This window comes from Streptomyces aquilus (genome assembly GCF_003955715.1).
In the GTDB taxonomy this organism is placed as follows: domain Bacteria; phylum Actinomycetota; class Actinomycetes; order Streptomycetales; family Streptomycetaceae; genus Streptomyces; species Streptomyces aquilus.
The window spans coordinates 5480198-5506118 of sequence record NZ_CP034463.1; the positions used below are offsets into that span (position 1 = coordinate 5480198).

25 protein-coding genes and 1 pseudogene are annotated in these 25921 nt (G+C 71.4%); 15 read left to right on the forward strand and 11 right to left on the reverse strand.

Going from position 1 to position 25921, the window contains the following annotated elements; all coding sequences use genetic code 11:
- Window positions 1-207: 207 nt before the first annotated feature.
- Genes EJC51_RS25115 through EJC51_RS25125 form a run of 3 tightly spaced genes read left to right on the forward strand, consistent with a single transcriptional unit; the run spans window position 208 to window position 3682 of the window.
- Entirely contained in the window at window positions 208-1149 is a 942-nt protein-coding gene (locus EJC51_RS25115; protein WP_126273138.1) for an NTP transferase domain-containing protein, read from the forward strand.
- Window positions 1146-2588 carry a molybdopterin molybdotransferase MoeA gene (locus tag EJC51_RS25120; RefSeq protein ID WP_126273139.1) on the forward strand — a complete coding sequence of 481 codons (1443 nt, stop codon included), beginning with the start codon at window positions 1146-1148 and terminating at the stop codon, window positions 2586-2588. Before EJC51_RS25115 ends, EJC51_RS25120 begins: the two co-directional genes overlap by 4 nt.
- Window positions 2576-3682: a potassium channel family protein gene (locus tag EJC51_RS25125; protein WP_126273140.1), complete on the forward strand. Its 1107-nt coding sequence runs from the start codon at window positions 2576-2578 to the stop codon at window positions 3680-3682. The genes EJC51_RS25120 and EJC51_RS25125 overlap by 13 nt, the downstream gene beginning before the upstream one ends.
- Here the strand turns inward: EJC51_RS25125 and EJC51_RS25130 are convergent, their stop codons facing one another.
- Complete coding sequence (locus EJC51_RS25130; protein ID WP_126273141.1) at window positions 3683-4531, reverse strand: ABC transporter permease; 849 nt, start codon at window positions 4529-4531, stop codon at window positions 3683-3685.
- Window positions 4528-5541: an ATP-binding cassette domain-containing protein gene (locus EJC51_RS25135; protein ID WP_126273142.1), complete on the reverse strand. Its 1014-nt coding sequence runs from the start codon at window positions 5539-5541 to the stop codon at window positions 4528-4530. Before EJC51_RS25135 ends, EJC51_RS25130 begins: the two co-directional genes overlap by 4 nt.
- A 183-nt stretch (window positions 5542-5724) precedes the next feature.
- On the opposite strand from EJC51_RS25135, the gene EJC51_RS25140 reads away from it, so the two are divergent.
- Window positions 5725-6705: an NAD(P)H-quinone oxidoreductase gene (locus tag EJC51_RS25140; protein WP_126273143.1), complete on the forward strand. Its 981-nt coding sequence runs from the start codon at window positions 5725-5727 to the stop codon at window positions 6703-6705.
- An 8-nt stretch (window positions 6706-6713) separates the two neighbouring features.
- On the opposite strand, the gene EJC51_RS25145 is transcribed toward EJC51_RS25140, so the two are convergent.
- Entirely contained in the window at window positions 6714-7343 is a 630-nt protein-coding gene (locus EJC51_RS25145) for a hypothetical protein (protein ID WP_126273144.1), read from the reverse strand.
- A gap of 174 nt (window positions 7344-7517) precedes the next feature.
- Here EJC51_RS25145 and EJC51_RS25150 point away from each other — a divergent pair, with 174 nt between their 5' ends.
- Entirely contained in the window at window positions 7518-8054 is a 537-nt protein-coding gene (locus tag EJC51_RS25150) for a bacterial proteasome activator family protein (protein ID WP_126273145.1), read from the forward strand.
- A gap of 111 nt (window positions 8055-8165) precedes the next feature.
- On the opposite strand, the gene EJC51_RS25155 is transcribed toward EJC51_RS25150, so the two are convergent.
- The 3 genes from EJC51_RS25155 to pdhA are packed head-to-tail and all read right to left on the reverse strand — an operon-like array spanning window position 8166 to window position 11728.
- Window positions 8166-9590: a dihydrolipoamide acetyltransferase family protein gene (locus EJC51_RS25155; RefSeq protein ID WP_126273146.1), complete on the reverse strand. Its 1425-nt coding sequence runs from the start codon at window positions 9588-9590 to the stop codon at window positions 8166-8168.
- 10 nt (window positions 9591-9600) lie between these two features.
- Window positions 9601-10578, reverse strand: coding sequence for an alpha-ketoacid dehydrogenase subunit beta (locus EJC51_RS25160; protein ID WP_126273147.1), 978 nt, complete (start codon window positions 10576-10578; stop codon window positions 9601-9603).
- A 1-nt stretch (window position 10579) separates the two neighbouring features.
- Entirely contained in the window at window positions 10580-11728 is a 1149-nt protein-coding gene (pdhA, locus tag EJC51_RS25165) for a pyruvate dehydrogenase (acetyl-transferring) E1 component subunit alpha (RefSeq protein ID WP_126273148.1), read from the reverse strand.
- Window positions 11729-12073: 345 nt separating this feature from the next.
- On the opposite strand from pdhA, the gene EJC51_RS25170 reads away from it, so the two are divergent.
- The 3 genes from EJC51_RS25170 to EJC51_RS25180 all read left to right on the forward strand — a co-directional run bounded on the left by EJC51_RS25170 (window position 12074) and on the right by EJC51_RS25180 (window position 14365).
- Window positions 12074-12739, forward strand: coding sequence for a response regulator (locus EJC51_RS25170; RefSeq protein ID WP_126273149.1), 666 nt, complete (start codon window positions 12074-12076; stop codon window positions 12737-12739).
- Window positions 12740-12788: 49 nt separating this feature from the next.
- The gene (locus EJC51_RS25175) at window positions 12789-13256 is read left to right on the forward strand and encodes a pyridoxamine 5'-phosphate oxidase family protein (protein ID WP_126273150.1); all 468 of its coding nucleotides are present in this window, start codon (window positions 12789-12791) and stop codon (window positions 13254-13256) included.
- A 92-nt stretch (window positions 13257-13348) separates the two neighbouring features.
- Entirely contained in the window at window positions 13349-14365 is a 1017-nt protein-coding gene (locus EJC51_RS25180; protein WP_208870740.1) for a phosphotransferase, read from the forward strand.
- Window positions 14366-14531: 166 nt separating this feature from the next.
- Here EJC51_RS25180 and EJC51_RS25185 read toward each other — a convergent pair whose 3' ends face one another.
- Entirely contained in the window at window positions 14532-16091 is a 1560-nt protein-coding gene (locus EJC51_RS25185) for a protein kinase domain-containing protein (RefSeq protein WP_126273151.1), read from the reverse strand.
- A 336-nt stretch (window positions 16092-16427) separates the two neighbouring features.
- Here EJC51_RS25185 and EJC51_RS25190 point away from each other — a divergent pair, with 336 nt between their 5' ends.
- Window positions 16428-18050 (forward strand): protein kinase domain-containing protein, encoded by a 1623-nt coding sequence (locus tag EJC51_RS25190; protein ID WP_126273152.1) that lies wholly within the window; start codon window positions 16428-16430, stop codon window positions 18048-18050.
- Window positions 18047-18505 carry a GNAT family N-acetyltransferase gene (locus tag EJC51_RS25195; protein ID WP_126273153.1) on the forward strand — a complete coding sequence of 153 codons (459 nt, stop codon included), beginning with the start codon at window positions 18047-18049 and terminating at the stop codon, window positions 18503-18505. The genes EJC51_RS25190 and EJC51_RS25195 overlap by 4 nt, the downstream gene beginning before the upstream one ends.
- A 55-nt stretch (window positions 18506-18560) precedes the next feature.
- Here EJC51_RS25195 and EJC51_RS25200 read toward each other — a convergent pair whose 3' ends face one another.
- Window positions 18561-19460: a D-alanyl-D-alanine carboxypeptidase family protein gene (locus tag EJC51_RS25200; RefSeq protein ID WP_244362829.1), complete on the reverse strand. Its 900-nt coding sequence runs from the start codon at window positions 19458-19460 to the stop codon at window positions 18561-18563.
- A 183-nt stretch (window positions 19461-19643) separates the two neighbouring features.
- Between EJC51_RS25200 and EJC51_RS25205 the strand changes: the two genes are divergently transcribed.
- Together EJC51_RS25205 and EJC51_RS25210 are read left to right on the forward strand one after the other, a co-directional pair.
- Complete coding sequence (locus EJC51_RS25205; RefSeq protein WP_126273155.1) at window positions 19644-20327, forward strand: GntR family transcriptional regulator; 684 nt, start codon at window positions 19644-19646, stop codon at window positions 20325-20327.
- On the forward strand, window positions 20324-21619 hold the full coding sequence (locus EJC51_RS25210) for an MFS transporter (protein WP_126273156.1): 1296 nt from the start codon (window positions 20324-20326) through the stop codon (window positions 21617-21619). The genes EJC51_RS25205 and EJC51_RS25210 overlap by 4 nt, the downstream gene beginning before the upstream one ends.
- A gap of 51 nt (window positions 21620-21670) precedes the next feature.
- On the opposite strand, the gene EJC51_RS25215 is transcribed toward EJC51_RS25210, so the two are convergent.
- Entirely contained in the window at window positions 21671-22495 is an 825-nt protein-coding gene (locus EJC51_RS25215) for a maleylpyruvate isomerase family mycothiol-dependent enzyme (protein ID WP_126273157.1), read from the reverse strand.
- 219 nt (window positions 22496-22714) lie between these two features.
- Here EJC51_RS25215 and EJC51_RS25220 point away from each other — a divergent pair, with 219 nt between their 5' ends.
- Window positions 22715-23518: a carbon-nitrogen family hydrolase gene (locus EJC51_RS25220; protein WP_126273158.1), complete on the forward strand. Its 804-nt coding sequence runs from the start codon at window positions 22715-22717 to the stop codon at window positions 23516-23518.
- Window positions 23519-23525: 7 nt separating this feature from the next.
- Here EJC51_RS25220 and EJC51_RS25225 read toward each other — a convergent pair whose 3' ends face one another.
- Both EJC51_RS25225 and EJC51_RS25230 read right to left on the reverse strand, forming a co-directional pair.
- The gene (locus tag EJC51_RS25225; RefSeq protein ID WP_097266415.1) at window positions 23526-24023 is read right to left on the reverse strand and encodes an LURP-one-related/scramblase family protein; all 498 of its coding nucleotides are present in this window, start codon (window positions 24021-24023) and stop codon (window positions 23526-23528) included.
- On the reverse strand, window positions 24020-25018 hold the full coding sequence (locus tag EJC51_RS25230) for a GlxA family transcriptional regulator (protein ID WP_126273159.1): 999 nt from the start codon (window positions 25016-25018) through the stop codon (window positions 24020-24022). The genes EJC51_RS25225 and EJC51_RS25230 overlap by 4 nt, the downstream gene beginning before the upstream one ends.
- Before the next feature lie 52 nt (window positions 25019-25070).
- Between EJC51_RS25230 and EJC51_RS25235 the strand changes: the two genes are divergently transcribed.
- Together EJC51_RS25235 and EJC51_RS49215 are read left to right on the forward strand one after the other, a co-directional pair.
- On the forward strand, window positions 25071-25463 hold the full coding sequence (locus tag EJC51_RS25235) for a cupin domain-containing protein (RefSeq protein ID WP_126273160.1): 393 nt from the start codon (window positions 25071-25073) through the stop codon (window positions 25461-25463).
- 65 nt (window positions 25464-25528) lie between these two features.
- Window positions 25529-25894 (forward strand): annotated as a pseudogene (locus EJC51_RS49215) (recombinase family protein); the annotation flags it as partial.
- Window positions 25895-25921: the final 27 nt, after the last annotated feature.

Consider the following 25921-nt stretch of genomic DNA (forward strand, 5'->3'; position numbering starts at 1 on the left):
GCACGCCGTGATCGCAGGGCGCGGCCACCCCGCACCCTGCGATTGCGGAGGCACCCACCCGCACCCTGCGCTTGTGGGGCCCCTCACCCGCACCCTGCGATCGCGGAGCCCACGCGCGCTCTGCGATCGCGGACCCTACGCGCGCTCTGTGATTGCGGCGCCCCCCCACGCGTTCCCTGTGATCGCGGCGGCCCGCATACTCGGAGGGTGACCTCGTACGAGCCCGCGGGCGCCGCCGGTGCGGACCTCGCGGCCCCCGGTGCCGACCTGGCGTACGACGCCGTCGTGCTCGCCGGGGGAGCCGCCCGGCGGCTCGGTGGCGCGGACAAGCCCGGCGTGCGCGTGGGCGGGCGGGCGCTGCTGGAGCGGGTGCTGGCCGCCTGCGCCGACGCCCGTACCACCGTCGTGGTCGCCGACCCCCGGCCCACCGCCCGGCCCGTGACCTGGGCCCGCGAGGACCCGCCCGGCGGCGGTCCGCTCGCCGCGCTCGGCGCCGGACTGCGCCCCACCACCGCGCGGGACGTCGTCGTACTCTCCGCCGACCTGCCCTTCCTCACCGCGGGCACCGTCCGCCGGCTGCTGACCGCCCTGCGCGCGGCCGGCACCGACGGAGCGCTGCTCACCGACGCCGACGGCCGCGACCAACCCCTCGTCGCCGCCTACCGCGCCTCCGCACTGCGCCGTGAGCTCACCACGCTCACCACAGCGCACGACGGCCTCACCGGGCTGCCGCTGCGCCGGCTCACCGCCGGACTCCACCTCACCCGTGTCCCGGACCCCGTCGCCTCCTTCGACTGCGACACCTGGGACGACATCGCCGCCGCCAGGGCACGTATCAGGGAGCATGGACCCGTGCTGGATGAATGGATCTCCGCAGTCAAGGACGAGCTGGGCATCGAACTCGACGTCGACACCGGCGTCCTGCTCGACCTCGCCCGCGACGCCGCCCACAACGTGGCCAGGCCCGGGGCGCCGCTGACCACGTTCCTCGTCGGCTACGCGGCCGCGCAGGCCGGGGGCGGCCCCGAGGCGGTCGCCGAGGCCGCCCGCAAGGCCACCGCCCTCGCCCTCGCCTGGCCCGACGAGGACGCCTCCGACCCCAAGCCGGGCGACACCTCCGGCGCCCAGCCCGGTACGGACGCCGGATGACCGCCCGCTCCACCCCGACCGGCGCGCAGGCCGACGCCGAGGACCTGGACGTCGAGGAGGTGCTCGCCCTCGTGAACGACCGCCGCGACACAGGCCGTACCCGCGACACCGGCCGTGCCCGCGACACCGGCCGTACCTCGGACCGTGCCTCGGGCGAGCAAGTACCCCAGCCCCCCGGCCCGGCGCAGAGCGCGGCCTCCCTCAAGTCCGACGCCCACCACCGCGCCACCCCCTGGCCCCAGGCCCGGGACATCGCGGCCCGAGCCGCGCGAGCCGCCCGTTCCGGCACCCCGGCCGGCCGCCGTGCCCCCGCCCCCGTCCCCCTCGACGCCGCCCTCGGCCTCACCCTGGCCGCCCCCCTCACCGCCCTCACCGACCTCCCCTCCTTCGACACCTCCGCGATGGACGGCTGGGCGGTCGCCGGGCCGGGCCCGTGGGACGTGCGGGACGAGGGCGTGCTGGCCGGGCACGCCGAGCCGCAGCCGCTCAGCGACGGCGAGGCCGTCCGGATCGCCACCGGCGCCCGCATCCCCCCGGACACCACCGCGGTCCTGCGCAGCGAGCACGGCCGTACCGACACCCAGGGCCGGCTGCACGCCCTCCGCGAGACCAAGCACGGCCAGGACATCCGCCCGCGCGGCCAGGAGTGCCGCAACGGCGACCAACTCCTGCCCGTCGGCACCCTCGTGACCCCGGCCGTCCTCGGGCTCGCCGCGGCCGCCGGGTACGACACCCTCACCGTGGTCCCCCGCCCCCGCGCCGAAGTCCTCGTCCTGGGCGACGAGTTGCTCACCGAGGGCCTCCCGCGTGAGGGCCTGATCCGGGACGCGCTCGGCCCGATGCTGCCGCCCTGGCTGCGCGCACTCGGCGCCGAGGTCATCGCCGTACGCCGGCTCGGCGACGACGCCGAGGCCCTGCGCAAGGCGATCACCGCCTCCGACGCCGACCTCGTCGTCACCACGGGCGGCACCGCCGCCGGCCCCGTCGACCACGTCCACCCCACGCTCCAGCGGATCGGCGCCGAACTCCTGGTCAACGGCGTCAAGGTGCGCCCCGGGCACCCGATGCTGCTGGCCCGCATCAAGGAGAACCAGCACCTCGTCGGCCTGCCCGGCAACCCCCTCGCCGCCGTCTCCGGGCTGCTCACGCTCGCCGAGCCGCTGTTGCGGACCCTTGCCGCGCACCCCGCCCCGGAGCCGTACGTGCTGCCCCTGCGGGACGAGGTCCACGGCCATCCGTACGACACCCGGCTCATTCCCGTCGTCCTGCGCGGTGACAGCGCCGTCCCGCTGCACTACAACGGCCCGGCCATGCTGCGCGGCATCGCGGCGGCCGACGCCCTGGCCGTCGTACCGCCCGGCGGTGCCCGTGCGGGTCAGGAGCTGGAACTCCACGACCTGCCCTGGGCGTCCGCCGGAATCGGGGTGTGTTTCACGTGAAACTTCCGGGCCATGACGCGATCGCCCGCCAGGCGGACGAACATCTCGTGACCCACCGGGTGAAGCTGCCGCGCAAAGTGGTGGAGCACCCGTTCCGGCAGGTCGCCAAGCGGGTTCTGATGGCGCTGCTGGTGCTGTCGGTGACCGCGCTGCTCGTCTGGTTCGACCACGACGGCTACAACGACAACTCCGACGGCTCCGTCGACTTCCTCGACGCCTGGTACTACGCGACCGTCACCCTCTCCACCACCGGATACGGCGACATCACCCCGGTCAGTGACGCGGCCCGGCTCACCAACATCTTCGTCATCACGCCCCTGCGCGTGCTGTTCCTGATCATCCTGGTCGGCACCACGCTCGAAGTCCTCACCGAACGCACCCGGGAGGAATGGCGGCTCAACCGCTGGAGGTCCACCTTGCGTGACCACACCGTCGTCGTCGGCTTCGGGACCAAGGGCCGGTCGGCGATCCAGACCGTCTGTGCGACGGGGCTGAAGAAAGAGCAGGTGGTCGTGGTCGACCCCAGCTCCAAGGTGATCGACGCCGCGACCGCCGAGGGGTACGCGGGGGTCATAGGGGACGCGACGCGCAGCGAGGTGCTGAAGCGGGCCGAGGTGCACAGGGCCCGGAAGATCATCATCGCGACACAGCGGGACGACACCGCCGTCCTCGTCACGCTCACCGCCCGGCAGCTCAACAAGGGCGCCAAGATCGTGGCCGCGGTGCGGGAGGAGGAGAACGCGCCCCTGCTCAAGCAGTCCGGCGCGGACGCCGTCATCACGAGCGCGAGCGCGGCCGGACGGCTGCTCGGGCTGTCCGTGCTGAGCCCGGCCGCCGGCATGGTGATGGAGGACCTCATCCAGCAGGGCAGCGGGCTCGACATCATCGAACGGCCGGTCATAAAGGCCGAGGTGGGCCGCAGGCCGCGGGAGACCGACGACCTGGTGGTGAGTGTCGTACGAGGTCATCGGGTGCTCGGCTACGACGATCCGGCCGTCGGGACGCTGGAGCTGACCGACCGGCTGATCACGATCGTGCGGGCGACGCCGGGTTCGCAGATCGCACCCGACGTCCGACCCCTCGTACAGGAGTGATCACTTGCGGTTGTAGAGCCGCATGGTGACCGGGCCGAAGACGGCGACGAACAGGCCCGCCCACCCCAGCGACCAGGCGATCTCGTCGGCGGGCCAGTCGCCCGCCATCAGCCCTCGTACGGCCGAGGACAGATGCGTGATCGGGCTGTTGTTGACGAAGGCCTGGAGCCAGCCCGGCATGGTCTTCGGGTCGACGAACACGTTGGACAAGAAGGTCAGCGGGAAGATCACCATCATGCTGACGCCCATCACCGACTTCTCGGTGCGCAGCAGCAGCCCGAACATGGTCCAGATCCACGAGAACGCGAACGAGAACGCGACCAGCAGCGCGATCCCCGCGAGGACACCGCCGACGCCGCCGTCCGGGCGGTAGCCGATGATCATGCCGACGACGAGCATCACGACCGACGCGATCGTGTAGCGCAGGGCGTCGCCCAGCAGATAGCCGACCATCGTCGACGGCCGCCAGATCGGCAGCGAACGGAACCGGTCGAAGACACCCTTCTCGATGTCGGTGTTCACGGAGACGCCCGTGTACATCGTGATCATCACGACCGACATCACCAGGATGCCCGGCAGCAGGAACTGGATGTACTCCTTCGGGGAGCCGGCCAGGGCGCCCCCGAACAGGTACGTGTACATCAGCACCATCATGATCGGGAACGCGGTCACGTCGAAGAGCTGCTCGGGGACGTGCTTGATCTTGAGGATCGCCCGCCAGCCGAAGGTGAGGGAGGCCGAGAGCGCGCTGGGGCGCGGCGGCCGCTCCCCGGCGACCAGCAGGGCGGCCAGCGACTCGGCGCTGACGGGGGCGAGGTCCTTGGCCTCGGTGGTGGTCGCGGTGCTCATGCCGCCGCCTCTTCCTTCGCGTCGGGGGTTTCGTGGGTGTCGTGGCCGGTGAGGGCGAGGAAGACCTCGTCCAGGCTGGGCTGGCCCAGCGAGAAGTTGTCGACGGTGATGCCGGTACGGGCGAGTTCGGCGAGCGCGCGGGAGGCCTGCTCGGCCGCGGAGTCGCCCGCCCCGGACAGCCGCGCCGTGAGCGCCACGGGGTCCGGCTCCGGCTGTACGTCGGTGTCGAGCGCGAGCCTCAGCACCCGCTCCGCCTCCGGCCGCTGCCCCGGGTCGCGCAGCCGCAGATGCACGGACCCGGCGCCGACGGACGCCTTCAGCTCGCCCTTGCTGCCCTCGGCGATCACCCGGCCGCGGTCGATGACGGCGATCCGGGACGCCAGCTGGTCGGCCTCGTCCAGGTACTGCGTGGTCAGCAGCACGGTGGTGCCCTGGGCGACGACCGCGCGCACGATGTCCCACACCTGGTTGCGGCTGCGCGGGTCGAGACCGGTCGTCGGCTCGTCGAGGAACAGCAGGTCGGGGGTGTTGAGGATGGAGGCGGCGATGTCGATCCGGCGCCGCATGCCGCCCGAGTAGTGCTTGACCTGCTTCGCGGCCGCGTCCGTCAGCCCGAAGGCCTCCAGCAGCTGCCCGGCCCGCACCCGGGCGGCCTTCTTGTGGTGGCCGAGGAGGCGGCCGAGCAGGACCAGGTTCTCCAGGCCGGTGAGGTCCTCGTCGACCGAGGCGTACTGGCCGGTGAGGCTCACCCGGGCGCGCACCTCGTCGGCCTCGCGGACCACGTCGTGGCCGAAGACATGGGCCTCGCCGCCGTCGGGACGGAGCAGGGTGGCGAGCATCTTCACGGTGGTCGTCTTGCCGGCGCCGTTCGGACCGAGGACGCCGTAGACCGTGCCGGCCGGGACGGCGAGGTCGACTCCGTCGACGGCCCGGGTCTCACCGAACGTCTTCACCAGTCCCGCGGTCTCGATGGCCAGGCCGGAGCTGTGCCGGCTGAGGGTGGGGCTCATGGCGGGGTGTCCTTCCGCGTGCTGTGGGCCGTACAGGCGCTGTGGGCTGGAGCGTGCTTGGGCTACGCATGGGGAGACCTTTACGGTCGCGCAAACTCATCGGTGCCGCACAGGGACTTCCGGGTGGCCCCGTCAAAAGGCCGAGCGGCATGGGACCGGAGACCGAGGAGTAGCGTCGCCCCCATGCGTGCGATCACGATTCCCGAATCTGGTGGGCCCGAGGTGCTGTCGTGGGACGAGGTTCCCGACCCGGTGCCCGGCGAGGGCGAGGTGCTGGTCGAGGTGGTGGCCAGCGCCGTCAACCGGGCCGACATCGTGCAACGGCAGGGCTTCTACGACCCGCCGCCCGGCGCCTCCCCCTACCCCGGTCTGGAGTGCTCCGGCCGGATCGCCGAGCTCGGCACCGGGGTGTCCGGCTGGGCCGTCGGCGACGAGGTGTGCGGGCTGCTCTCCGGCGGCGGCTACGCCGAGAAGGTCGTCGTCCCGGCGGGCCAGCTGCTGCCCGTGCCCAAGGGGGTCGACCTGAAGCACGCCGCCGCGCTGCCGGAGGTGGCCTGCACGGTCTGGTCGAACGTGTTCATGATCGCCCACCTGCGCCCCGGGGAGACCCTGCTCGTGCACGGCGGCTCCAGCGGCATCGGCACGATGGCCATCCAGCTCGCGAAGGCCGTGGGCGCCAAGGTCGCCGTCACGGCGGGCACGAAGGAGAAGCTGGACCACTGCGCGCGGCTCGGCGCCGACATCCTGATCAACTACAAGGAGCAGGACTTCGTGGCCGAGCTCAAGGCGGCCACGGACGGCGCGGGGGCCGACGTCATCCTCGACAACATGGGCGCGAAGTACCTGGACCGCAACGTCCGGGCGCTCGCGGTCAACGGCCGCCTCGCGATCATCGGCCTCCAGGGCGGCACCAAGGGCGAGCTGAACATCGGCGCGCTGCTCGGCAAGCGCGCGGCCATCAGCGCGACCACCCTGCGCGCCCGCCCGCTCAGCGAGAAGACGGCGATCGTGGCGGCCGTACGCGAACATGTCTGGCCCCTGCTCGAAGGCGGTCACATCCGCCCGGTCGTCGACCGCGAACTCCCGATCAGCGACGCGGCGGCGGCCCACCGGGTGGTGGAGGAGAGCGGGCACGTGGGGAAGGTCCTGCTGGTCGTGGAGTAGCCCGGTCGTCAGCCGCGGCGCAGCCGCACCCCGAGCAGGGCGAGTCCCAGGCCGAGCCCGATCAGCACCAGTCCGCTGCCGAGCGGCAGGATGCGCAGGACGGGCTCGGTGCTCGGCCCTTCCCGGCCGACGGCCTGCCCGGCCGGCTGCCGCGAGGCCTCCGGTACGGCGGTGGCGGCACCGCCGGTCGGCTGGCCGGCCCCTTCGTCCGTCACGCCGCCCTCGTCCGGCGCCCCGGAGTCCTGAAGCTCACCGTCCTCATCCGCACCGGCGTCGGCACTCTCCGCTGTCTCCGCGGCCCCGGCGTCCTCGTGCCGCCCCGGACGCTCCCGCCCCTCGCCCGCGCTGCTCCCGGCCCGGGACGGCCCGGTGCGCGGGACGACCGGCTGCCTATGGCGCGGCGGTGCGGCGGAGGGCCGCGGTGAGGCGGTTTTCCGGGGGGCGTCGGGTACGGGGGTAGCGGCACCATCGGCGGGACGTTCTGTGGGGCGTTCCGTTGAGCTCGCCACGACGGACGGGTGCCCGCCCGGCGTCGGCCCGGCGGGCGCCGCCATCACGTCGTACGGCAGCATCGCCGCGCCCGCCGCGAGGGCGACCAGCAGTCCCGTCGTGCGCACTGTGCGCAGCCATCCCGTCACAGCACCAGCGTCACACCACCCCGCGATTCCGGCATTCCGGGTACCGCCGCCGGGCCGAACCGGCCGCGCCATCGGACCCGGTGGCTGACGGAATCCTGCGACCCGTAAACGGTGGATCACCCTCCACCGGGGGCACCCCAGTGATGAGGTGTACGGGTGCGAGAGAATGGCGGCATGGAGATGCCGAGGAACGAACGGTCGTCCGAGCAGCCGCAGATCCTGGTCGTGGGCCAGGACGGGATGGCGCTCGGCGGCACCGGGGACGAGGACTCCCGCGAGCTTCCGGTGACGGACATGGTGGAGCAGCCCGCCAAGGTCATGCGGATCGGCAGCATGATCAAGCAGCTGCTGGAGGAGGTGCGCGCGGCTCCTCTGGACGAGGCCAGCCGGGTCCGGCTGAAGGAGATCCACCGCAGCTCGGTCAAGGAGCTGGAGGACGGTCTGGCGCCGGAACTGGTCGAGGAGCTGGAACGGCTCTCCCTGCCCTTCACGGAAGGGGCGACCCCGAGCGACGCCGAACTGCGGATCGCGCAGGCCCAGTTGGTCGGCTGGCTGGAGGGCCTCTTCCACGGCATCCAGACCACGCTGTTCGCCCAGCAGATGGCCGCGCGGGCCCAGTTGGAGCAGATGCGCCGGGCGCTGCCGCCGGGCGTGGGCCACGACGGCGAGGACGGGCACCCGGGCGGGCGCTCCGGCGGACCGTACCTGTAGATCCCGTAGATCCCGTAGATCCCGTAGATCCCGTAGATCCCGTAGATCCCGTAGATCCCGCGAGAACGACAAGGGGCCGGCGTCAGCGGACGCCGGCCCCTCACTCGTGTCTCACGCCCAGGTGATCAGCCGCTTGGGCTGCTCCAGGATCGCGGCCACGTCCGCGAGCACCTTGGAGCCCAGCTCCCCGTCCACCAGGCGGTGGTCGAAGCTGAGCGCCAGCGTGGTGACCTGACGCGGCTTCACCTTGCCCTTGTGGACCCACGGCTGGAGCTTGATCGCACCGACCGCGAGGATCGCGGACTCGCCGGGGTTGAGGATGGGGGTGCCGGTGTCGACGCCGAAGACGCCGACGTTGGTGATCGTGACCGTGCCGCCCTGCATCGCGGCCGGGGAGGTCTTGCCCTCGCGCGCGGTCGCCACCAACTCGCCGAGCGACTCGGCCAGTTGCGGCAGCGTCTTGGTGTGCGCGTCCTTGATGTTCGGGACGATCAGGCCGCGCGGGGTGGCCGCGGCGATGCCCAGGTTCACATAGTGCTTGAGCACGATCTCCTGGTTGGCCTCGTCCCAGGACGCGTTGACCTCGGGGTTGCGCTTGATCGCGACCAGCAGGGCCTTGGCGATGAGCAGCAGCGGGTTGACCCGCAGCCCCTGCATGTCCTTGTCCTGCTTGAGCTCCTCGACCAGCTTCATGGTCCGGGTCACGTCGACCGTCACGAACTCCGTGACATGCGGCGCCGTGAACGCCGAGCCGACCATGGCCGTCGCCGTCGCCTTGCGGACGCCCTTGACCGGGACGCGGGTCTCGCGCGCGGTGTCGTACGTCGGCACGGGCGCGGGGGCGGGCGTCCGGGCGGGGGCCGGTGCCGCGACGACCTCCGGTGCCGGGGCCGCCGCCGCGTGGACGTCCTCGCGCGTGATGATGCCGTCCGGGCCGGTCGGGGTGACCGTCGCCAGGTCGACGCCGAGGTCCTTGGCCAGCTTGCGCACCGGCGGCTTGGCCAGCGGGCGTTCCTGGGCCGCCGGCGGGGCGGGCGCCGCCGGTACGGCGGGACCGTGGCCGTTCAGCTCGGTCTGGATCGCCGTCGAGGCCTCCTGGACCGGGATCTGCGGGCCCTTGCGGGGGCGGCGCTTGGTCGAGGACGCGGCGACGCCGTAGCCGACGAGGACGGGCTGGCGGCCCTCGGGCTTCTTCTCGGTCTCGGCGGCGGGCTGGGCGGTGGTCTCGGCTGCGGGTGCGGCCGCGGGTGCCGGTGCCTCGGCGGCGCCCGCCCCGCCGGACACGTCCACGGCGATGATCGACGTGCCCACGTCGACCGTGGTGCCCTCGGGGAAGTGGAGTGCCCGCACGACACCGTCGTAGGGGATGGGCAGTTCGACGGCCGCCTTGGCGGTCTCGACCTCGCACACCACCTGGCCGTCGGTGACCTGGTCACCGGGCTGCACGTACCACTTGAGGATCTCGGCCTCGGTGAGGCCCTCGCCCACGTCGGGCATCTTGAACTCGCGTACGGACGCTTCCGTCATCGTCGTCACGACCCTCTCCTCAGTACGCCAGGGCACGGTCGACGGCGTCGAGCACCCGGTCCAGGCCCGGCAGGTACTCCTCCTCCAGGCGGGCCGGCGGGTACGGGGCGTGGTAGCCGCCGACCCTGAGCACCGGGGCCTCCAGGTGGTAGAAGCAGCGCTCCGTGATGCGGGCGGCGATCTCGGCGCCCGAGCCGAAGAACACCGGCGCCTCGTGGACCACGACCAGGCGGCGGGTCTTCTCGACCGAGGCCTGGATCGCGTCGAAGTCCAGCGGGGACACCGAGCGCAGGTCCAGGATCTCCAGCGAGCGGCCCTCCTCGGCCGCGGCGTCCGCGACCTCCAGGCAGGTCTTCACCATCGGGCCGTAGGCCACCAGGGTCAGGTCGGTGCCCGCACGGACCACCTGGGCCTTGTGCAGCGGGCCCGGGATGGCCTCGGTGTTGACCTCGCCCTTGTCCCAGTAGCGGCGCTTGGGCTCGAAGAAGATCACCGGGTCGTCGCTCTGGATGGCCTGCTGCATCATCCAGTACGCGTCGGAGGGGTTGGAGGGCGAGACGATCTTCAGGCCCGCCACGTGCGCGAAGAGCGCCTCGGGCGACTCCGAGTGGTGCTCGACCGCGCCGATGCCGCCGCCGTAGGGGATGCGGATGACGACGGGGAGCTTGACCTTGCCCAGCGAGCGGGCGTGCATCTTCGCGAGCTGGGTGACGATCTGGTCGTAGGCCGGGAAGACGAAGCCGTCGAACTGGATCTCCACCACCGGGCGGTAGCCGCGCAGGGCGAGGCCGATCGCGGTGCCGACGATGCCGGACTCCGCGAGCGGGGTGTCGATGACGCGGCTTTCGCCGAAGTCCTTCTGGAGGCCGTCCGTCACGCGGAAGACGCCGCCGAGCTTGCCGACGTCCTCGCCCATGACCAGCACCTTGGGGTCGGATTCGAGAGCACGGCGCAGCGATTCGTTGATCGCCTTGGCGAGAGCCATCTTCTCTGCCATGTCAGTGATCCCCCTCGTCGGCGAACGACGCCTGGTAGGCGGCGAACTGGGCTCGCTCCTCGTCGACCAGCGCATGGCCGTCCGCATACGCGTGCTCGAAGAGGGCGAAGTGGTCCGGGTCCGGCATGGCGCGGACCGCTTCGCGCACTCGCCTGCCCAACGCCTCGCTCTCGGCCTCGAGTTCCGCGAAAAATCCCTCGTCCGCGTGGTTTGAGGCCTCCAGGTACCGGCGAAGGCGCAGGATCGGGTCCTTGGCCTCCCAGGACTGGCGCTCCTCGTCACCGCGGTAGCGGGTCGGGTCGTCGGAGGTGGTGTGGGCGCCCATCCGGTAGGTGAACGCCTCGACCAGGGTGGGGCCCTCGCCGGCCCGGGCGCGCTCCAGCGCCCACTTCGTCACCGCGAGGCAGGCCAGCACGTCGTTGCCGTCGACGCGGACGCCCGGGAAGCCGAAGCCCTGGGCGCGCTGGTAGAGGGGGACGCGGGTCTGCTTCTCGGTCGGCTCGGAGATCGCCCACTGGTTGTTCTGGCAGAAGAACACCACCGGCGCGTTGTAGACCGCGGAGAAGGTGAACGACTCGGCCACGTCGCCCTGGCTGGAGGCACCGTCGCCGAAGTAGGCGATGACCGCGCTGTCCGCGCCGTCCTTGGTGATGCCCATCGCGTAGCCGGTGGCGTGCAGCGTCTGGGAGCCGATGACGATCGTGTAGAGCTGGAAGTTGTTGCTGTTGGGGTCCCAGCCGCCGTTGTTCACGCCGCGGAACATGCCCAGCAGGTTCTCCGGCGGGACGCCGCGGCACCAGGCGACGCCGTGCTCGCGGTAGGTCGGGAAGACGTAGTCGTCCTCGCGGGTGGCCCGGCCCGAGCCGATCTGGGCGGCTTCCTGGCCGAGCAGCGACGCCCACAGCCCCAGCTCGCCCTGGCGTTGCAGGGAGGTGGCCTCGGCGTCGAAACGGCGGGTGAGCACCATGTCGCGGTACAGACCGCGCAGCTCATCGGGGGTGATGCCGGCGACGTACTTGTCGTATGCGGCGTTCTTGACGCGCTCGCCCTCGGGCGTCAGCAGCTGAACCAGCTCGGGCTCGGTGCTCGGGGACTTTTTCGTCCCGGCGCTGCGTCGCGGCTTGCGCGCGGCAGTGCTCTCCACGGTCACGTGTGCTCCTCCGTCGGTCCGGCATCCGGGTTCGCCGGGTGCCAGTGCGGCTCACCTGAGCCCTGCCGACGCACGGGGTGGGTGCGGACCGGTCGGGATCAGGCGTGACAAGGTGCCCCGGCGAGCGCCCTGCAAAAGGCACGTTACCCAGTGCTGCACAATTCTGTGAAACCCCTCCTGACCTGCGATTTTGCTTGGATTTCCAAGTATTCCGATGCTTGGATTTCCTAGTAGGTCGCGCAATCGGGAACAGCCGCTGGTCACAGCCTTGCAGGAGGCCGGAGCAACGGCACGTTATCCCGGCTACCCAGGTCACCGGAAGACTTTCTGTGTTTGACTTGCCGCGTGCGCGAGAACGGAAAAATCACCGTATTTCTACTCGACGACCATGAGGTAGTCCGTCGGGGCGTCCATGAGCTGCTCTCGGTCGAGGACGACATCGAGGTGGTGGGCGAGGCCGGCACGGCGGCCGACGCGCTGGTGCGGATCCCGGCCACCCGGCCCGACGTCGCGGTCCTCGACGTACGGCTGCCGGACGGCAGCGGCGTGGAGGTCTGCCGGGAGATCCGGTCGCGGGACGAGGATGTCAAGTGCCTCATGCTGACCTCCTTCGCCGACGACGAGGCCCTCTTCGACGCGATCATGGCGGGCGCCGCCGGATACGTCCTGAAGGCCATCCGTGGCAACGAGCTGCTGTCGGCGGTACGGGACGTCGCGGCCGGCAAGTCCCTGCTCGACCCGGTGGCCACCGCGCGCGTGCTGGAGCGGCTGCGGGACGGCGGCACTGCCAAGGGCGACGACCGGCTCGCGCACCTCACCGACCAGGAACGCAAGATCCTCGATCTGATCGGGGAGGGGCTCACCAACAGGGTGATCGGTGAGCGGCTGCACCTGGCCGAGAAGACGATCAAGAATTACGTGTCAAGTCTGCTGTCCAAGCTCGGGATGGAGCGACGCTCGCAGGCGGCGGCGTACGTGGCGCGCATGCAGGCGGAGCGGCAGCGGCATTGAGGACCAAAGACCTCTGCCCTCCGGGGCGCCGAGGTCCGACATTGGTTACATGCCCTCCGACGAACAGCTCTCCGACGAACAGCTCTCCGACGATCAGCTCTCTGACGATCAGCTCGCCGTCGACCTGCTCGCCCGCACCGACTACGGCCGGGTGGCCACCAGCATGCGCGCGCTGCCCTTCCTCGCCTTCGCCCGGCACATCGTGGCCGACGGCCGGGTCCTGCTGCGGCTGCCGGGGAACGTCGGCTACCACCGGGCATGCGTCGGCCATGTCGTCGCCTACGGCGCGGACAACCTGAGTTCGGCCCGGCCGGGCGAGGGGCTCTGGTCGGTGCAGGTGGTCGGCGCGTGCACGCGGCACGAGCCGACGCCCGCCGAACTCGAACGGTTCGGCCCCGGGCCCCGCGTCGTCGACGGCGAGCCGTACGAACCCGTCTATCTGCGCGTCGAGCCGCAGTTCGGGACGGTGCACTCCACCGACGGCGCCCTGGAAAGTCACTTCGCACACCTGCCGTGATCGAATGCGACTGTCTGTGACAACGCCCAGCTCACGGCCCCGTCGCGTGCCCTAGCATCTGGCGCGTGCCGCGCCCTTGTGTACCACCCCTCATGCCCCACGCGCCCCCGCTGAGCGCCCTGTTGAGCCAGTACGCCGCCGGCTCCGCCGTCGCCTGCGAACCCGTCGAACAAGGGCTGCTGAACCGCGGCTACCGGCTCCGCACGACCCGCGGCCGCTACTTCCTCAAGCACCACTTCGACCCCGACACCGCCGACCCGGCCGCCATCGAGCGCCGGCACCGCGCCACCCAGCGCCTGGCCGACCTCGGCGTCCCCGTGGCCCCTCCGCTGGCCGGCCGCGACGGCCGTACGGTCGCGGTCGTCGGCGGCCACGCCTACGCCCTGCACCCCTGGATCGAGGGCAGGCACCGCCACGGTGGGCAGCTCACCCCGGAGCAGTGCGCACGGCTCGGGGCGCTGCTGGGGGCCGTGCACGCCGCCCTGGAGCGGGTCATGCCGCCCAAGGGGCGCACCCGCCCCGCCACGAGCCCCCACCCCGTCCGCAGCGCCGACCCCACCGCCACCTTCGCCCTCATCGACGAGCTCCTCACGCGCGTGCGCCGCCACCGCCCCGCCGACTCCTTCGACGAGCTGGCCCGCCACCGCCTCCTGGAGCGCCGCGCCCTGCTGGAGCAGCACGCGCACCGGCGGCCGCCGAACGGGGCCCGCGTGGGCTGGGTGCACGGCGACTTCCACCCGTTCAACCTGCTCTACCAGGGGGACGCCCCCGCCGCGATCGTCGACTGGGACCGGCTCGGCGTGCAGCCCCGCGCGGAGGAGGCCGTACGCGCCGCCGCGATCTTCTTCGTACGGCCCGCGGGGGCGCTCGACCTGCCGAAGGTGCGGGCGTACGCGCGCGCGTACCGGCGCGCGGCCGGGGCCACGCCCTCGGAGCTGGCGGCGGCCGTGCACCGGGTGTGGTGGGAGCGGCTCAACGACTTCTGGATGCTGCGCTGGCACTACGAGCGCGGCGACACCCGCGCGGACCCCCAGTTCCCGGCCGCGTCGGCGCTGGCGGTGTGGTGGACGCGGGAGTACGAGACGGTGTGCGACGCGTTCGCGGGATGAGGACCACGGGGCACGGGGCACGGGGGCCACGGGGCTCGGGAAGCAGAACGCGCGCGTACGGTCCGTTTCCGGTCCGCACGCGCGCGTGGAGGTCAGGTCGCAGGTCCCCTGCCGAGGTCACAGGCCCCCGTCGAGGTCACAGTCCCCCGGTCGGCAGGCCCGGCCTTCAAGTGCCGTCGGGGTTGCCCGTGTCGCCACCGCTCGTGTCCGTGGGCTCCGCCGTGTCGGTCGGCTCGGCGGTGTCCGTCGGCTCGTCCGTCGGCTCCTCGGTCGTCGGCTCGCCCGTGGGTTCCGTCGCCGTCTCCGAAGGCGTCTGCGAGGGCGTGTACGAGGGCTGCGACGACGGGGTCCAGGAGGTGCCGCCGTTGCTCGTGCCGTCGTCGGTCTGCTCCTCGGTGGGCTCGTCCGTCGGCTCGTCGCTCGGCGACTCGCTGGCCGTCTCGTCGTCCTTGGTCTGCGAGGTGGTCGGCGACTGCGTGGTGCCGCCCCCGCCGCCGTTCCCGCCGCCGCCGTTCAGCGCCAGTGCGACGCCGGCCGCGATGGCGATCACCGCGAGGACGGCGAGGATCCACAGCTTGCCGCGGCCGCTGCCCCGGTTGCCGTGCCCCTCGAAGCCGCCGTCGTCCCCGCCGCCGTAGCCCTGGTGGGGCAGGATCGGCTGCGGGATCTGGGTGGTACCGGAGGCGCCGGCGTCCGGGTGCCCCATGACCGTGGTGTTCGCGAAACCCGCGGCCGGGGTGTGCCGGCCCTCGTGCATCGCGACCGGCCCGGTGTTCCAGGTGCCGGTGTGGCCGCCCTGCTCGTAGAGCATCTGCAGCGCGTACTGGACGAGCCCGCGCATCTCCTCGGCCGTCTGGAACCGGTCGTCCGGCTCCTTGGCGAGCGAGCGCATGACCAGGCCGTCGAGCTCCGGAGGCGTGGCGTCGGAGACCTCGGAGGGCGGCGTCGGGATGTCCTGGACGTGCTGGTAGACGACGGACAGCGGAGTCTCACCCGTGAACGGCGGGCGCAGGGCCAGGAGTTCGTAGAGCAGACAGCCCGTCGCGTACAGGTCGGAGCGGTGGTCGACGGCCTTGCCGAGGGCCTGTTCCGGCGACAGGTACTGGGGCGTGCCCATGACCATGCCGGTCTGCGTCATCGTCGACTGCGCGCCGTGCAGGGCGCGGGCGATGCCGAAGTCCATCACCTTGACGGCGCCGTTGTGGGTGATGATGACGTTGGCCGGCTTGATGTCGCGGTGCACGATGCCGTGCTGGTGCGAGTAGGCCAGCGCCTCCAGGACACCGGAGACGATGATCAGGGCCTGCTCCGGGCCCGGCGCCTCGGCGTTGATCAGCAGATCGCGGATCGTCCGCCCCTCGACGATCTCCATGACGATGTACGGAACGGACTGGCCGTTCACATGGTCCTCGCCGGAGTCGTACACGGCGACGATCGCGTGGTGGTTGAGACCGGCGACCGACTGGGCCTCGCGCGTGAAGCGGGCCTTGGAGACCGGGTCCTCGGCGAGGTCGGCGCGCAGCAGCTTGACCGCGACGGTGCGGCCCAGCCGTACGTCCTCGGCGGCGAACACCTCGGCCATGCCGCCGCGGCCGAGTCTGTGTGTCAGTCGATATCGGCCGTCGCCGACCAGTCCGCCGTTACCCCACAGCTCCGGCGCATCTGACATTCCGCCGCCAGTCGCCTCGGGGTCGGACGGGCCCTGAGCGCGCTGCTGCTGTGCCATCGGTCCTCGCCGTCGTTTCTGCCCGCGGTGCGCGCGGTGTTGTTACGGTCTCCGTCGGCCACGCTACAGCCTCCGCGCAAGCCTCCGGTCCGGGAAGACCCCGGGGACCGGTCCGAGACGGACCGGCCATCAAAGCGGTAGCACGCGCTGTCGTGCAAATTCTGTGTACCGGCCGTACGGCCCCTGTAACGCTTCCGCGACGCTTCTTTCGCGTACGGTCACGGAACGGGCACCCGGCTTGACCTGTCAGTGCCGTGGGGCAGACTTGGCCGGGAATGAGCCATTCGATCAACGACAGTCGGGCCGGCGCCTGATGGCCGATGGGGGACGCGGAAGATGAGCCAGGACGGCGCACAGGGCCGGTACGCGGGGCGGGCGCTCGCCAACAACCGCTATCAGCTGCGCGACTTGCTCGGTGAGGGCGGCATGGCCTCGGTGCACCTGGCGCACGACACCATGCTGGACCGCCCCGTCGCGATCAAGACGCTGCACACCGAACTGGGCCGGGAACAGGCCTTCCGCGAGCGGTTCCGCCGCGAGGCCCAGGCCGTGGCCAAGCTCACCCACACCAACATCGTCTCGGTCTTCGACACCGGCGAGGACACCCTCGACGGGTCGACGATGCCGTACATCGTCATGGAGTACGTCGAGGGCCGGCCGCTGGGCTCGGTGCTCGACGAGGACGTACGGCAGTTCGGCGCGATGCCCGCCGACAAGGCGCTGAAGATCACCGCGGACGTGCTGGCGGCGCTGGAGATCAGCCACGAGATGGGGCTGGTGCACCGCGACATCAAGCCCGGCAACGTGATGATGACCAAGCGTGGCGTGGTCAAGGTGATGGACTTCGGCATCGCGCGCGCCATGCAGTCGGGCGTGACGTCGATGACGCAGACCGGCATGGTGGTCGGCACCCCGCAGTACCTCTCCCCCGAGCAGGCCCTCGGCCGTGGCGTGGACGCCCGTTCCGACCTCTACTCGGTCGGCATCATGCTGTTCCAACTGGTCACCGGGCGGCTGCCGTTCGAGGCGGACTCGCCGCTGGCGATCGCGTACGCGCACGTGCAGGAGGAGCCGGTGGCGCCCTCCTCGATCAACAGATCGCTCCCGCCGGCCGTGGACGCGCTGGTCGCCCGCGCCCTGAAGAAGAACCCGAACGAACGGTTCCCGAGCGCCGAGGCCATGCGCGACGAGTGCCTGCGGGTGGCGGCTTCCTTCCAGGCGGCGCCGCCGAGCATCGTGCCGGGCGCGCAGACCGCCAGCGGCGCGGGTGTCGGCTCGGCCGTGTTCCCGCCGGTCGGACAGACGCCCCCGCCGCCCACGAACAACGTCCAGACCCCGTACCAGCCGGCCCCGACGCCGAACCCGTACGGCACCCCGACCCCGGCGCCCGCCCCCGCGTACGGCTACCCGCAGCAGGGCGGCTACCAGACGCCGGCGCCGAACGGGTACGCGTCGACTCCGCCGCCGTACACCATCTCGCCGCAGCAGGCCCCCGCCTCGTCGGGCGGCGGCAAGAGCAACAAGCCGGTGATCCTCGGCTCGATCGTCGTCTCGGTCATCGCGGTCGGCGGCCTCATCGCGGCCCTGCTGATGAACGGCGGCGGCTCGGACGACGACGCGAAGGGCAGCGACGGGGCGAGCACGTCGGCTTCTTCCCACCCGACGGGATACCGGACGGGTGACGCGACCAAGACGATCGAGAAGACCGAGTGCACCGAGCCGCAGGAGTCGTACAACGACCCTGACAAGGTCCAGATGCCGGACTTCCAGTACAAGAACTGGGACTCGGTGCTCGAGTGCCTGAAGGCCGCCGGCTGGCACTACGACCCGACTCCCGTGGACGAGAACACCTGGGGCCAGGGCACCGTGATGAAGCAGTACCCCAAGGCGGGTACGGACTTCGATCCGAAGAACCCGCCGGAGATGCAGTTCGACGTGTCGTCCGGCAACCCGGCGTGACCAGGGTCAGGCGGGCGCGGGTCGGGGATCTTCCGGATCTCGTCGCCCTCATCGCCGAGCACGCCGTCTACGAGAAGGCCGAACCGCCCGCCGACGGGCTCGCCGGGCGGCTGGAGCCGCTGTTGTTCGGGAGTCCCGAGCCCCGACTGATCGCGCTCGTCGCCGAGTTGGGGGAGGGCGGGCCCGTCGTCGGGTACGCCACCTGTTCCGCCGAGGTGTCCACCTGGGACGGGGCCGAGTACCTGCACATGGACTGCCTGTTCCTGCGGGACGGGCATCGGGGGCTCGGCATCGGGGAGTCGCTCATGGACGCCGTGCGCGCGGAGGCGCGGCGGCTGGGGCTCGGGCATGTGCAGTGGCAGACGCCCGTGTGGAACGACGGGGCCATTCGGTTCTACCGGCGGATCGGGGCCACGTCCAAGGACAAGCGGCGGTTCTTCCTGCCGGTGCGGTGACGGACATGCGTGAGGGGGCCCGCCGCCGCGAGCCCCCTCACGATGCGCCTGCGCGTCAGCTGATCTTCGCGTAGCCGTAGTTGATGAGCTTCTTCACGTCGGCCGTGCGGTCGGCCTCGGAGGGCGCGGTGAGGACCGCGCCGATCACCGACTCGCCGTTGAGCGTGGCGGCGAAGACGAGGCAGTACTTGGCCTCGGTGCCGGAGCCGGTCTTCACGCCGAGCGTGCCGTTCCAGCCGAGCAGGGTGTTGGTGTTCTTCCACGCCGCCATGGTGCGGGTGGAACCGGTCTTCGTGATCGTCTTGGCCGTGTACGACTTGGTCTTGACGACGGTCTTGAAGGTGGAGCTCTTCAGCGCGCTGCGGGCGACCTTCGTCAGGTCACGCGGCGTCGAGGCGTTGGAACCCTTGCTGATGCCGTCGAACGAGTCGAAGTGCGTGTTCGTCATGCCCAGGTTCTTGGCCATGGTGTTCATCTTGCCGATGAAGTTCTTGGTGCGGGCCGCGACCGTGGTGCCGGAGCCGTACTTGTCGGCCAGCGCCATCGCGGCGTCGCAGCCGGACTTCAGCATCATCCCGTAGAGGAGCTGACGGACGGTGACCTTGTCGCCGACGATCAGACCGGCGGACGAGGCGCCGTTGGCCACGATGTAGTCGCTGTACGCCTTCTTGATCGTGACCTTGGCGTCCAGGTTCAGGTTCGACTGCGACAGCACGACCTTCGCCGTCATGACCTTGGTGGTGGACGCGGTGAGCCGCTTGGTGTCGGCGGACTTGGTGAAGAGCGTCTTGCCCGTGGCGCCGTTCATCAGGTAGCCGCCCTTGGCGGTGATGGTGGGCGTGGTCACGGCCTGCGCCGGTGCCGCGGTGAGAGCTCCGGTGGCGAGCATCGCGCCGGTCGTGAGGGCGACGGCAGCGGCTCTGCGGACACGGAGGCCCTTGGTAGCGGTTGTCAACTGAAATACCCCGAATACGTCGAATTCGCCTGTTATGCGGCCGAGTTGGAAGGGGTGACGAAGGGGCCGCATCTGTGTGACACGTAAGTAGCACAGAAGGTTGTGCGGCGGATGGGACCAATGTGGCGGTCCGCATGGTGAAACGGATCCCTCATGCGTACGTGTTGTATCTATGCTGTGCGCATGCCTTCCGCTCCACCCGCAGCCACCGACCAGCCCGCCGCCCCCGCCAAGCAACCACCCGCCGCCGACCGCGTCTACACCCACGTCAAGCAGGGCGTCCTGGAGCGCCGCTACGAAGGCGGGACGCTCCTCACCGAGGGCGAGCTCGCCGAGGCCGTCGGGGTGTCCCGCACCCCGGTGCGGGAAGCGCTGCTGCGGCTCCAGGTGGAAGGGCTGATCAAGCTCTACCCGAAGAAGGGCGCACTGGTCCTGCCGGTCTCCGCGCAGGAGATCGCGGACGTGGTCGAGACCCGCCAGCTGGTCGAGGAGCACACCGCGCGGAAGGCCGTACCGGCGTCCCCGCAGCTCATCGCGCGCCTGGAGGAGCTGCTCGCGCGGCAGAAGGAGCAGGCCGCCGCCGGGGACCTGGCGGGCGCCGCGGTCACCGACCGTTGCTTCCACGCCGAGATCGTCCGCAGCGGGGGCAACGAGATCCTCTCCCGCCTCTACGACCAACTGCGCGACCGGCAGCTGAGGATGGGCGTCGCGGTCATGCACGCCCACCCCGACCGCATCACCAAGACGCTCACCGAGCACGAGCAGATCCTCGACGCGCTGCGCTCCGGCGACGCGGAGGCGGTCGTCGGGATCGTCCACGGGCACGTGGAGTGGTTCTCGCACCTGGCCCGGGGTGAGGTCCGATGAGGTCCGAGACCCTTCCCGGTGATCCTCCGGGCGGCCGCCGTGCCATGGCCGTCTGGGGCATCGGCGTCTCCGTCTACTTCGTCGCCGTCATCTTCCGTACCTCGCTGGGAGTGGCCGGCCTCGACGCCGCCGACCGCTTCCATGTGAACGCCTCCGCGCTGTCGACCTTCTCGATCCTCCAACTGCTGGTCTACGCGGGCATGCAGATACCCGTCGGCCTGCTCGTCGACCGGCTCGGCACCAAGAAGGTGCTGACCATCGGGGTCGTGCTGTTCACGGCGGGGCAGCTGGGCTTCGCCTTCTCCCCCTCGTACGGCATGGCCCTCGCCTCGCGCGCGCTGCTCGGCTGCGGTGACGCGATGACGTTCATCAGCGTGCTGCGGCTCGGCAGCCGCTGGTTCCCCGCCCGGCGCGGCCCGCTGGTCGCCCAGCTCGCGGGACTGGTCGGCATGGCCGGCAACCTCGTCTCCACCCTGGTGCTGGCCCGGCTGCTGCACGGCATCGGCTGGACGGCCGCCTTCGCGGGCAGCGCGCTCGCCGGCGTGGTGGTGCTGATGCTGCTGCTCCTCTTCCTCAAGGACCACCCCGAGGGCCACGAGCCCGAGCCCGTCCCGCACCAGGGCGCGGCCTACGTACGCCGTCAGATCGCCGCGTCCTGGCGGGAGCCGGGGACCCGGCTCGGGCTGTGGGTGCACTTCACGACCCAGTTCCCGGCGATGGTGTTCCTGCTGCTGTGGGGCCTGCCGTTCCTGGTCGAGGCGCAGGGGCTGTCCCGGGCGACCGCCGGTGAGCTGCTGACCCTCGTCGTGCTGTCCAACATGGTCATAGGGCTCGTCTACGGCCAGGTCGTCGCCCGGCACCACGAGGCGCGGCTGCCGCTGGCGCTCGGGACCGTGGGGGCGACCGCGCTGCTGTGGGCAGTGACGCTGGCGTATCCCGGTGAGCACGCGCCGATGTGGCTGCTGGTGGTGCTGTGCACGGTGCTGGGGGCCTGTGGGCCGGCGTCGATGCTGGGCTTCGACTTCGCGCGGCCGGCGAATCCGCCGGAGCGGCAGGGGACGGCGTCCGGGATCACCAACATGGGCGGGTTCGTCGCCTCGATGACGACGTTGTTCGCGGTGGGCGTGCTGCTGGACGCGACCGGGGACAACTACCGGATCGCGTTCTCCGTGGTGTTCGTGCTCCAGGCGCTGGGAGTCAGTCAGATCCTGCGGCTGCGCAAGCGGGCGATCCGCCGGGAGCGGGAGCGGCTGGTGGCCAGTCGGGTGGAGGCGGTGCACGTACCGGCGTAGGACTGGGGCCTGGGGGCTGGGGGCTTTCGCCCCCAGTACCGCGTCCGCCCGCTACGGCGTCACCGCGAAGTTCCGCAGGATCGCCGCCGTCAGCTGGGGTTCGCCCTCCGCCTTCACCCGGTCCGCCACCTGCTCCGGGGTCACCCGGCCGCAGGCCAGGCGGACATAGGTCTCCCAGTCGAGGGTGAAGGCGGCGGCGGGGCCGAGGGCGGGGGCCGTTTCGAGGGTGCCGCGGCCCTGGATGTCGACGCGGATCGTGCGCAGGAACTCGATGGGTCCGTGCACGTCGAAGACGACCGCCGAACTGCGCGGCGCGTCCGACTTCTCCGCGACCACGGCGGGGAGTTCGGCGAGCAGGTAGTCCCGCGCGATGTGCGCGCCGGGCGAGTCGAGGTTGCCCGGCCGGCCGAGGGCGGCGCGCAGGTCCTGCTCGTGGACCCAGACGTCGAAGGCGTGCCGCCGCATGGACTCCTCGAGCGTCAGTTCGCTGCCGTAGGGGCCGCGCACCTTGGTCCCGGGGTCACGCGACTCGTTGCGGAGCTGGCGGTTGCGGCGGATGATCACGTACTCCAGCTCGGACGTCATCTCCGGCGCCGTGTGGTGGCGGCGGACGTCGACCTGCATCTCCGTGTACCGCTGCTGTTCGTTCGTCACGTGGTAGAGGTCGCGGGGCAGGGTGTGGATCGGGCGCGGGTCGCCGAGCATCTCGCAGTCCAGACCGATGACATGGGAGACCACGTCACGGACCGACCAGGCCGGGCACGGGGTGCGCCGGTTCCACTCTCCTTCCACGAGCGGGCTCACCAGCTCGGATATCGCTTCGATGGAGTGGGTCCAGGCGTCGGCGTAGGGCTGGAGGGTGGGATGCAGACTCACGGAACGGGACCCCTCGGCGGTCGGTACACGGGCAGGTGGTGGCGGCGTTGCCAGCGGGAGGTGGCTGCACTGAGCGGGTGTCTTGAAACTCCCCCAGTTCTCGACTGCGCTCGAACCGGGGGGACCCCCAAGTTACGCTGCTGTGAGGCACCCCGGCAGTGCTTTCGTGTGACGATCGTAGGCCCGTGTGAACGGCTCGAATGCCAGGACGGTGGTAGTGTGCGCGCCTCTCTGATCCAGATCGACGTGAACGAGGACGAATCGGTCGAGTCGCGTCGACGGCGGGTGGGTTCTCTGGTGCGCGGGCAGGCGGGCGCCGATCTCGTCGTCCTCCCCGAACTGTGGACCACCGGCGCCTTCGCCTACGAGGGGTTCGACAGCGACGCGGAGCCGCTGGACGGCCCGACGCACGAGGCGATGGCGAAGGCCGCGAGCGACGCCGGCGTGTGGCTGCACGCGGGCTCGATCCCCGAGCGCGCCGACGACGGGACGCTCTACAACACCTCGCTCGTCTTCTCCCCCTCCGGTGATCTCATCGCCGCCTATCGCAAGATCCACCGCTTCGGCTTCGACAAGGGCGAGGCCGTGCTGATGGGCGCGGGCCGGGAGCTGGTGACGGTCCGGCTGCCCGAGACGACCCTGGGCCTGGGCACCTGCTACGACCTCCGATTCCCCGAACTCTTCCGCGGTCTCGTCGACGCCGGCGCCGAGACCCTGGTCCTCCCCGCGGGCTGGCCGGAGCGCCGCCGGGCGCACTGGACGCTGCTGGCTCAGGCGCGGGCGGTGGAGAACCAGGCGTTCGTGCTCGCGTGTGGAACGGCCGGGACGCACGCGGGAGTTCCACAGGCCGGTCACTCGATCGTGGTCGATCCCTGGGGCGAGGTGCTGGCCGAGGCGGGGGCCGGCGAGGAGATCCTCACGGTCGAGTTCGACCCCGGGAAGGTCGCCACGACCCGTGAACAGTTCCCGGCCCTCAAGGACCGCGTCCTGGGCCTGGAGACCCCGCGCCGGCAGACCCCCTGACGGCGGCTCAGTCCTCCTCGCGTTCCTTCTCCGCCAGGTGGATCACACACACCGCCACCGCGATCAGCAGCGCCGGGTCCGCGTCCTCCCGTACGACGTCCACGCCGTACGTCTCCCGGACGTGCAGCCAGCGGCGCGAGACGACGGCGAGGAGCTCCTCGTCGTACTCGATGGCGAACTCGCGGTCGAGGATCTTGCCGCTGACATCGAGTTCGGTGCTGCCGTCGGCCAGGGAGACCCGGTAGTGGTTGCGGAGCAGGGACAGGCGTTTGCGCTTGATGCGGGCCAGGGGCTCGCCGTCCCGTTCGATCACCATCGTGTCGCGCAGGGCGAACATCTTCTGGTGGATGTCGATGAGGACGCGCCCGCGCGTGTCCTTCAGCTCGAAGGTGTCGCGCAGCCGCATGGCCTTGCCGTCGACGAGGAAGACCTTGTTGCCCTGGTCGTCCTCGATCCAGTAGTCGTCGCCGAAGCCGAGCAGCCGGTCGCGTACGAGGAATCTCATGCCATGACCGGTTCCCCGGACGCCGGGCCGAAACGCCGCCGGTACTCCGACGGGCTGAGCCCGGTCTCGCGCCGCACGCGCGCGCGGAGGTTGGCCGCCGTGCCGAGTCCGCTCCGCGCGGCCACGACGTCGAGACGCTCCTCGCCGCGCTCGATCAGCCGGCAGGCCAGCGCCACCCGTTCCCCCGTCAGCCAGGCGAGCGGGGTCGTCCCCAGCTGGGCCTGGAAGCGGCGGTGCAGCGTGGCGGGGGAGACGGCGGCGCGGGCCGCCAGATCGGCCACGGTCAGCGGTTCGCCCAGCCGCTCCTGCGCCCACGCCAGCAGCGGCCCCAGCGACGCGTCGGCCACCTCGGGGATCGGCCGCTCCACGAACTGACGCTGCCCGCCGTCGCGGTGGGCGGCGAAGACGAGGCGGCGGGAGACGGCGCCCGCGATCTCGGCGCCGTGGTCGCGGCGGATGACGTACAGGCCGAGGTCGAGGGCGGCGGCGCTGCCCGCGGCGGTGAGGATCCCGCCCTCGTCCACGAAGAGCACGTCGGGCTCCAGCCGCACGCGCGGGTGCAGCGCGCGGAACCTCTCGGCCCACATCCAGTGCGTGGTGGCCCGGCGGCCGTCGAGCAGCCCGGCCTCGGCGAGGGCGAAGCTGCCCGTGCAGAAGCTCAGCACGCGTGCCCCGCGCGCGTGGGTGCGGCGGATGGCGTCCAGGACGGCCGGGCCACGCGGTACGACGTTGTCGGGGCGGCCCGGCACGACGAGGGTGTCGGCGCTGTCCACGGCGTCCAGGCCCGCCGTGCCGGTCATCGCGAAGAAGCCGTGGTTCATGTCCACCGCCCGCGTGGGCGTGCACAGGGTCACCTCGTACAGCGGCCCGGGCAGCCCCAGCTCGGGCCGCGGCAGCCCGAACAGCTCGGTGGCGACGCCCACTTCGAAGGGGTTGGTGCCCTCGTCGACGATCACGGCGACCCGGTGCGGCGACTGAGAGGATCGTTGCGGCATATGCGATTCCTAGCACTCGTGAACCGCCGACGGCACCCCGCACGATGACGTCATGGAACCCGAACCCCTCGCACTCTCCGCCGCCCTCGCCTCCTTCACCGACCAGTGGAGCCCCCGCATCGTCACGGCCGTCAACGACTACGACGTCCGCGTCGCCAAGGTCGAGGGCGACCACGTCTGGCACGTCCACGACCACACCGACGAGTTCTTCCTGGTCCTCGACGGCGAACTGCACATCTCCCTGCGGGAGCCGGCCGGTGAGCGCACGGTGGTGCTGCCGAAGGGCTCGGTCCTCACCGTCCCGCGCGGCACCGAGCACAAGCCCTACGCCCCCGTCCCCACCGCGATCCTCCTCTTCGAACCCACCGGCACCCTCACCGTCGGCGACCGCCATGACGACGTACCGGACCATGTGGACGCGACGACCGGGCATGCGCTGGGGTGACTGTCGACCTGCGAGGATGCATCGCCCTTCTCGATTTCCTGAAATAGACAGGGCAGGAAGCCGACTGTCGTGCCTGGGCCGAACGCAACGGGCTGACCGTCCGGAAGGTCCACATAGACAGAGGGCGCTCGGGCTACAAGACCGTTGAGCGCAGGGGCTTCGACGCCGCGCTGGCGGCCGTCACGGCAGGCGTCGTCGGCACGCTGGTCGTCTGGAAACTCGACCGCCTGTCCCGCAAGGGCATCGGCCAGGTGGGCAAGGTGCTGGACGCCATCGAGAAGGCGGGCGGCCGTCTCGTGTCAGTCGTGGACGGTCTCGACACCTCGAACGACTCGGCGCGCATGGTCGTCGCCATGCTCGCTGAGCTCGCTCGGTCCGAGTCCGAGAATCTCGGTACGCGTGTCGGCCATGCCAAGCGCTACCTGCGCAGCAAGGGCCAGTGGATCGGGGGCCAGCCT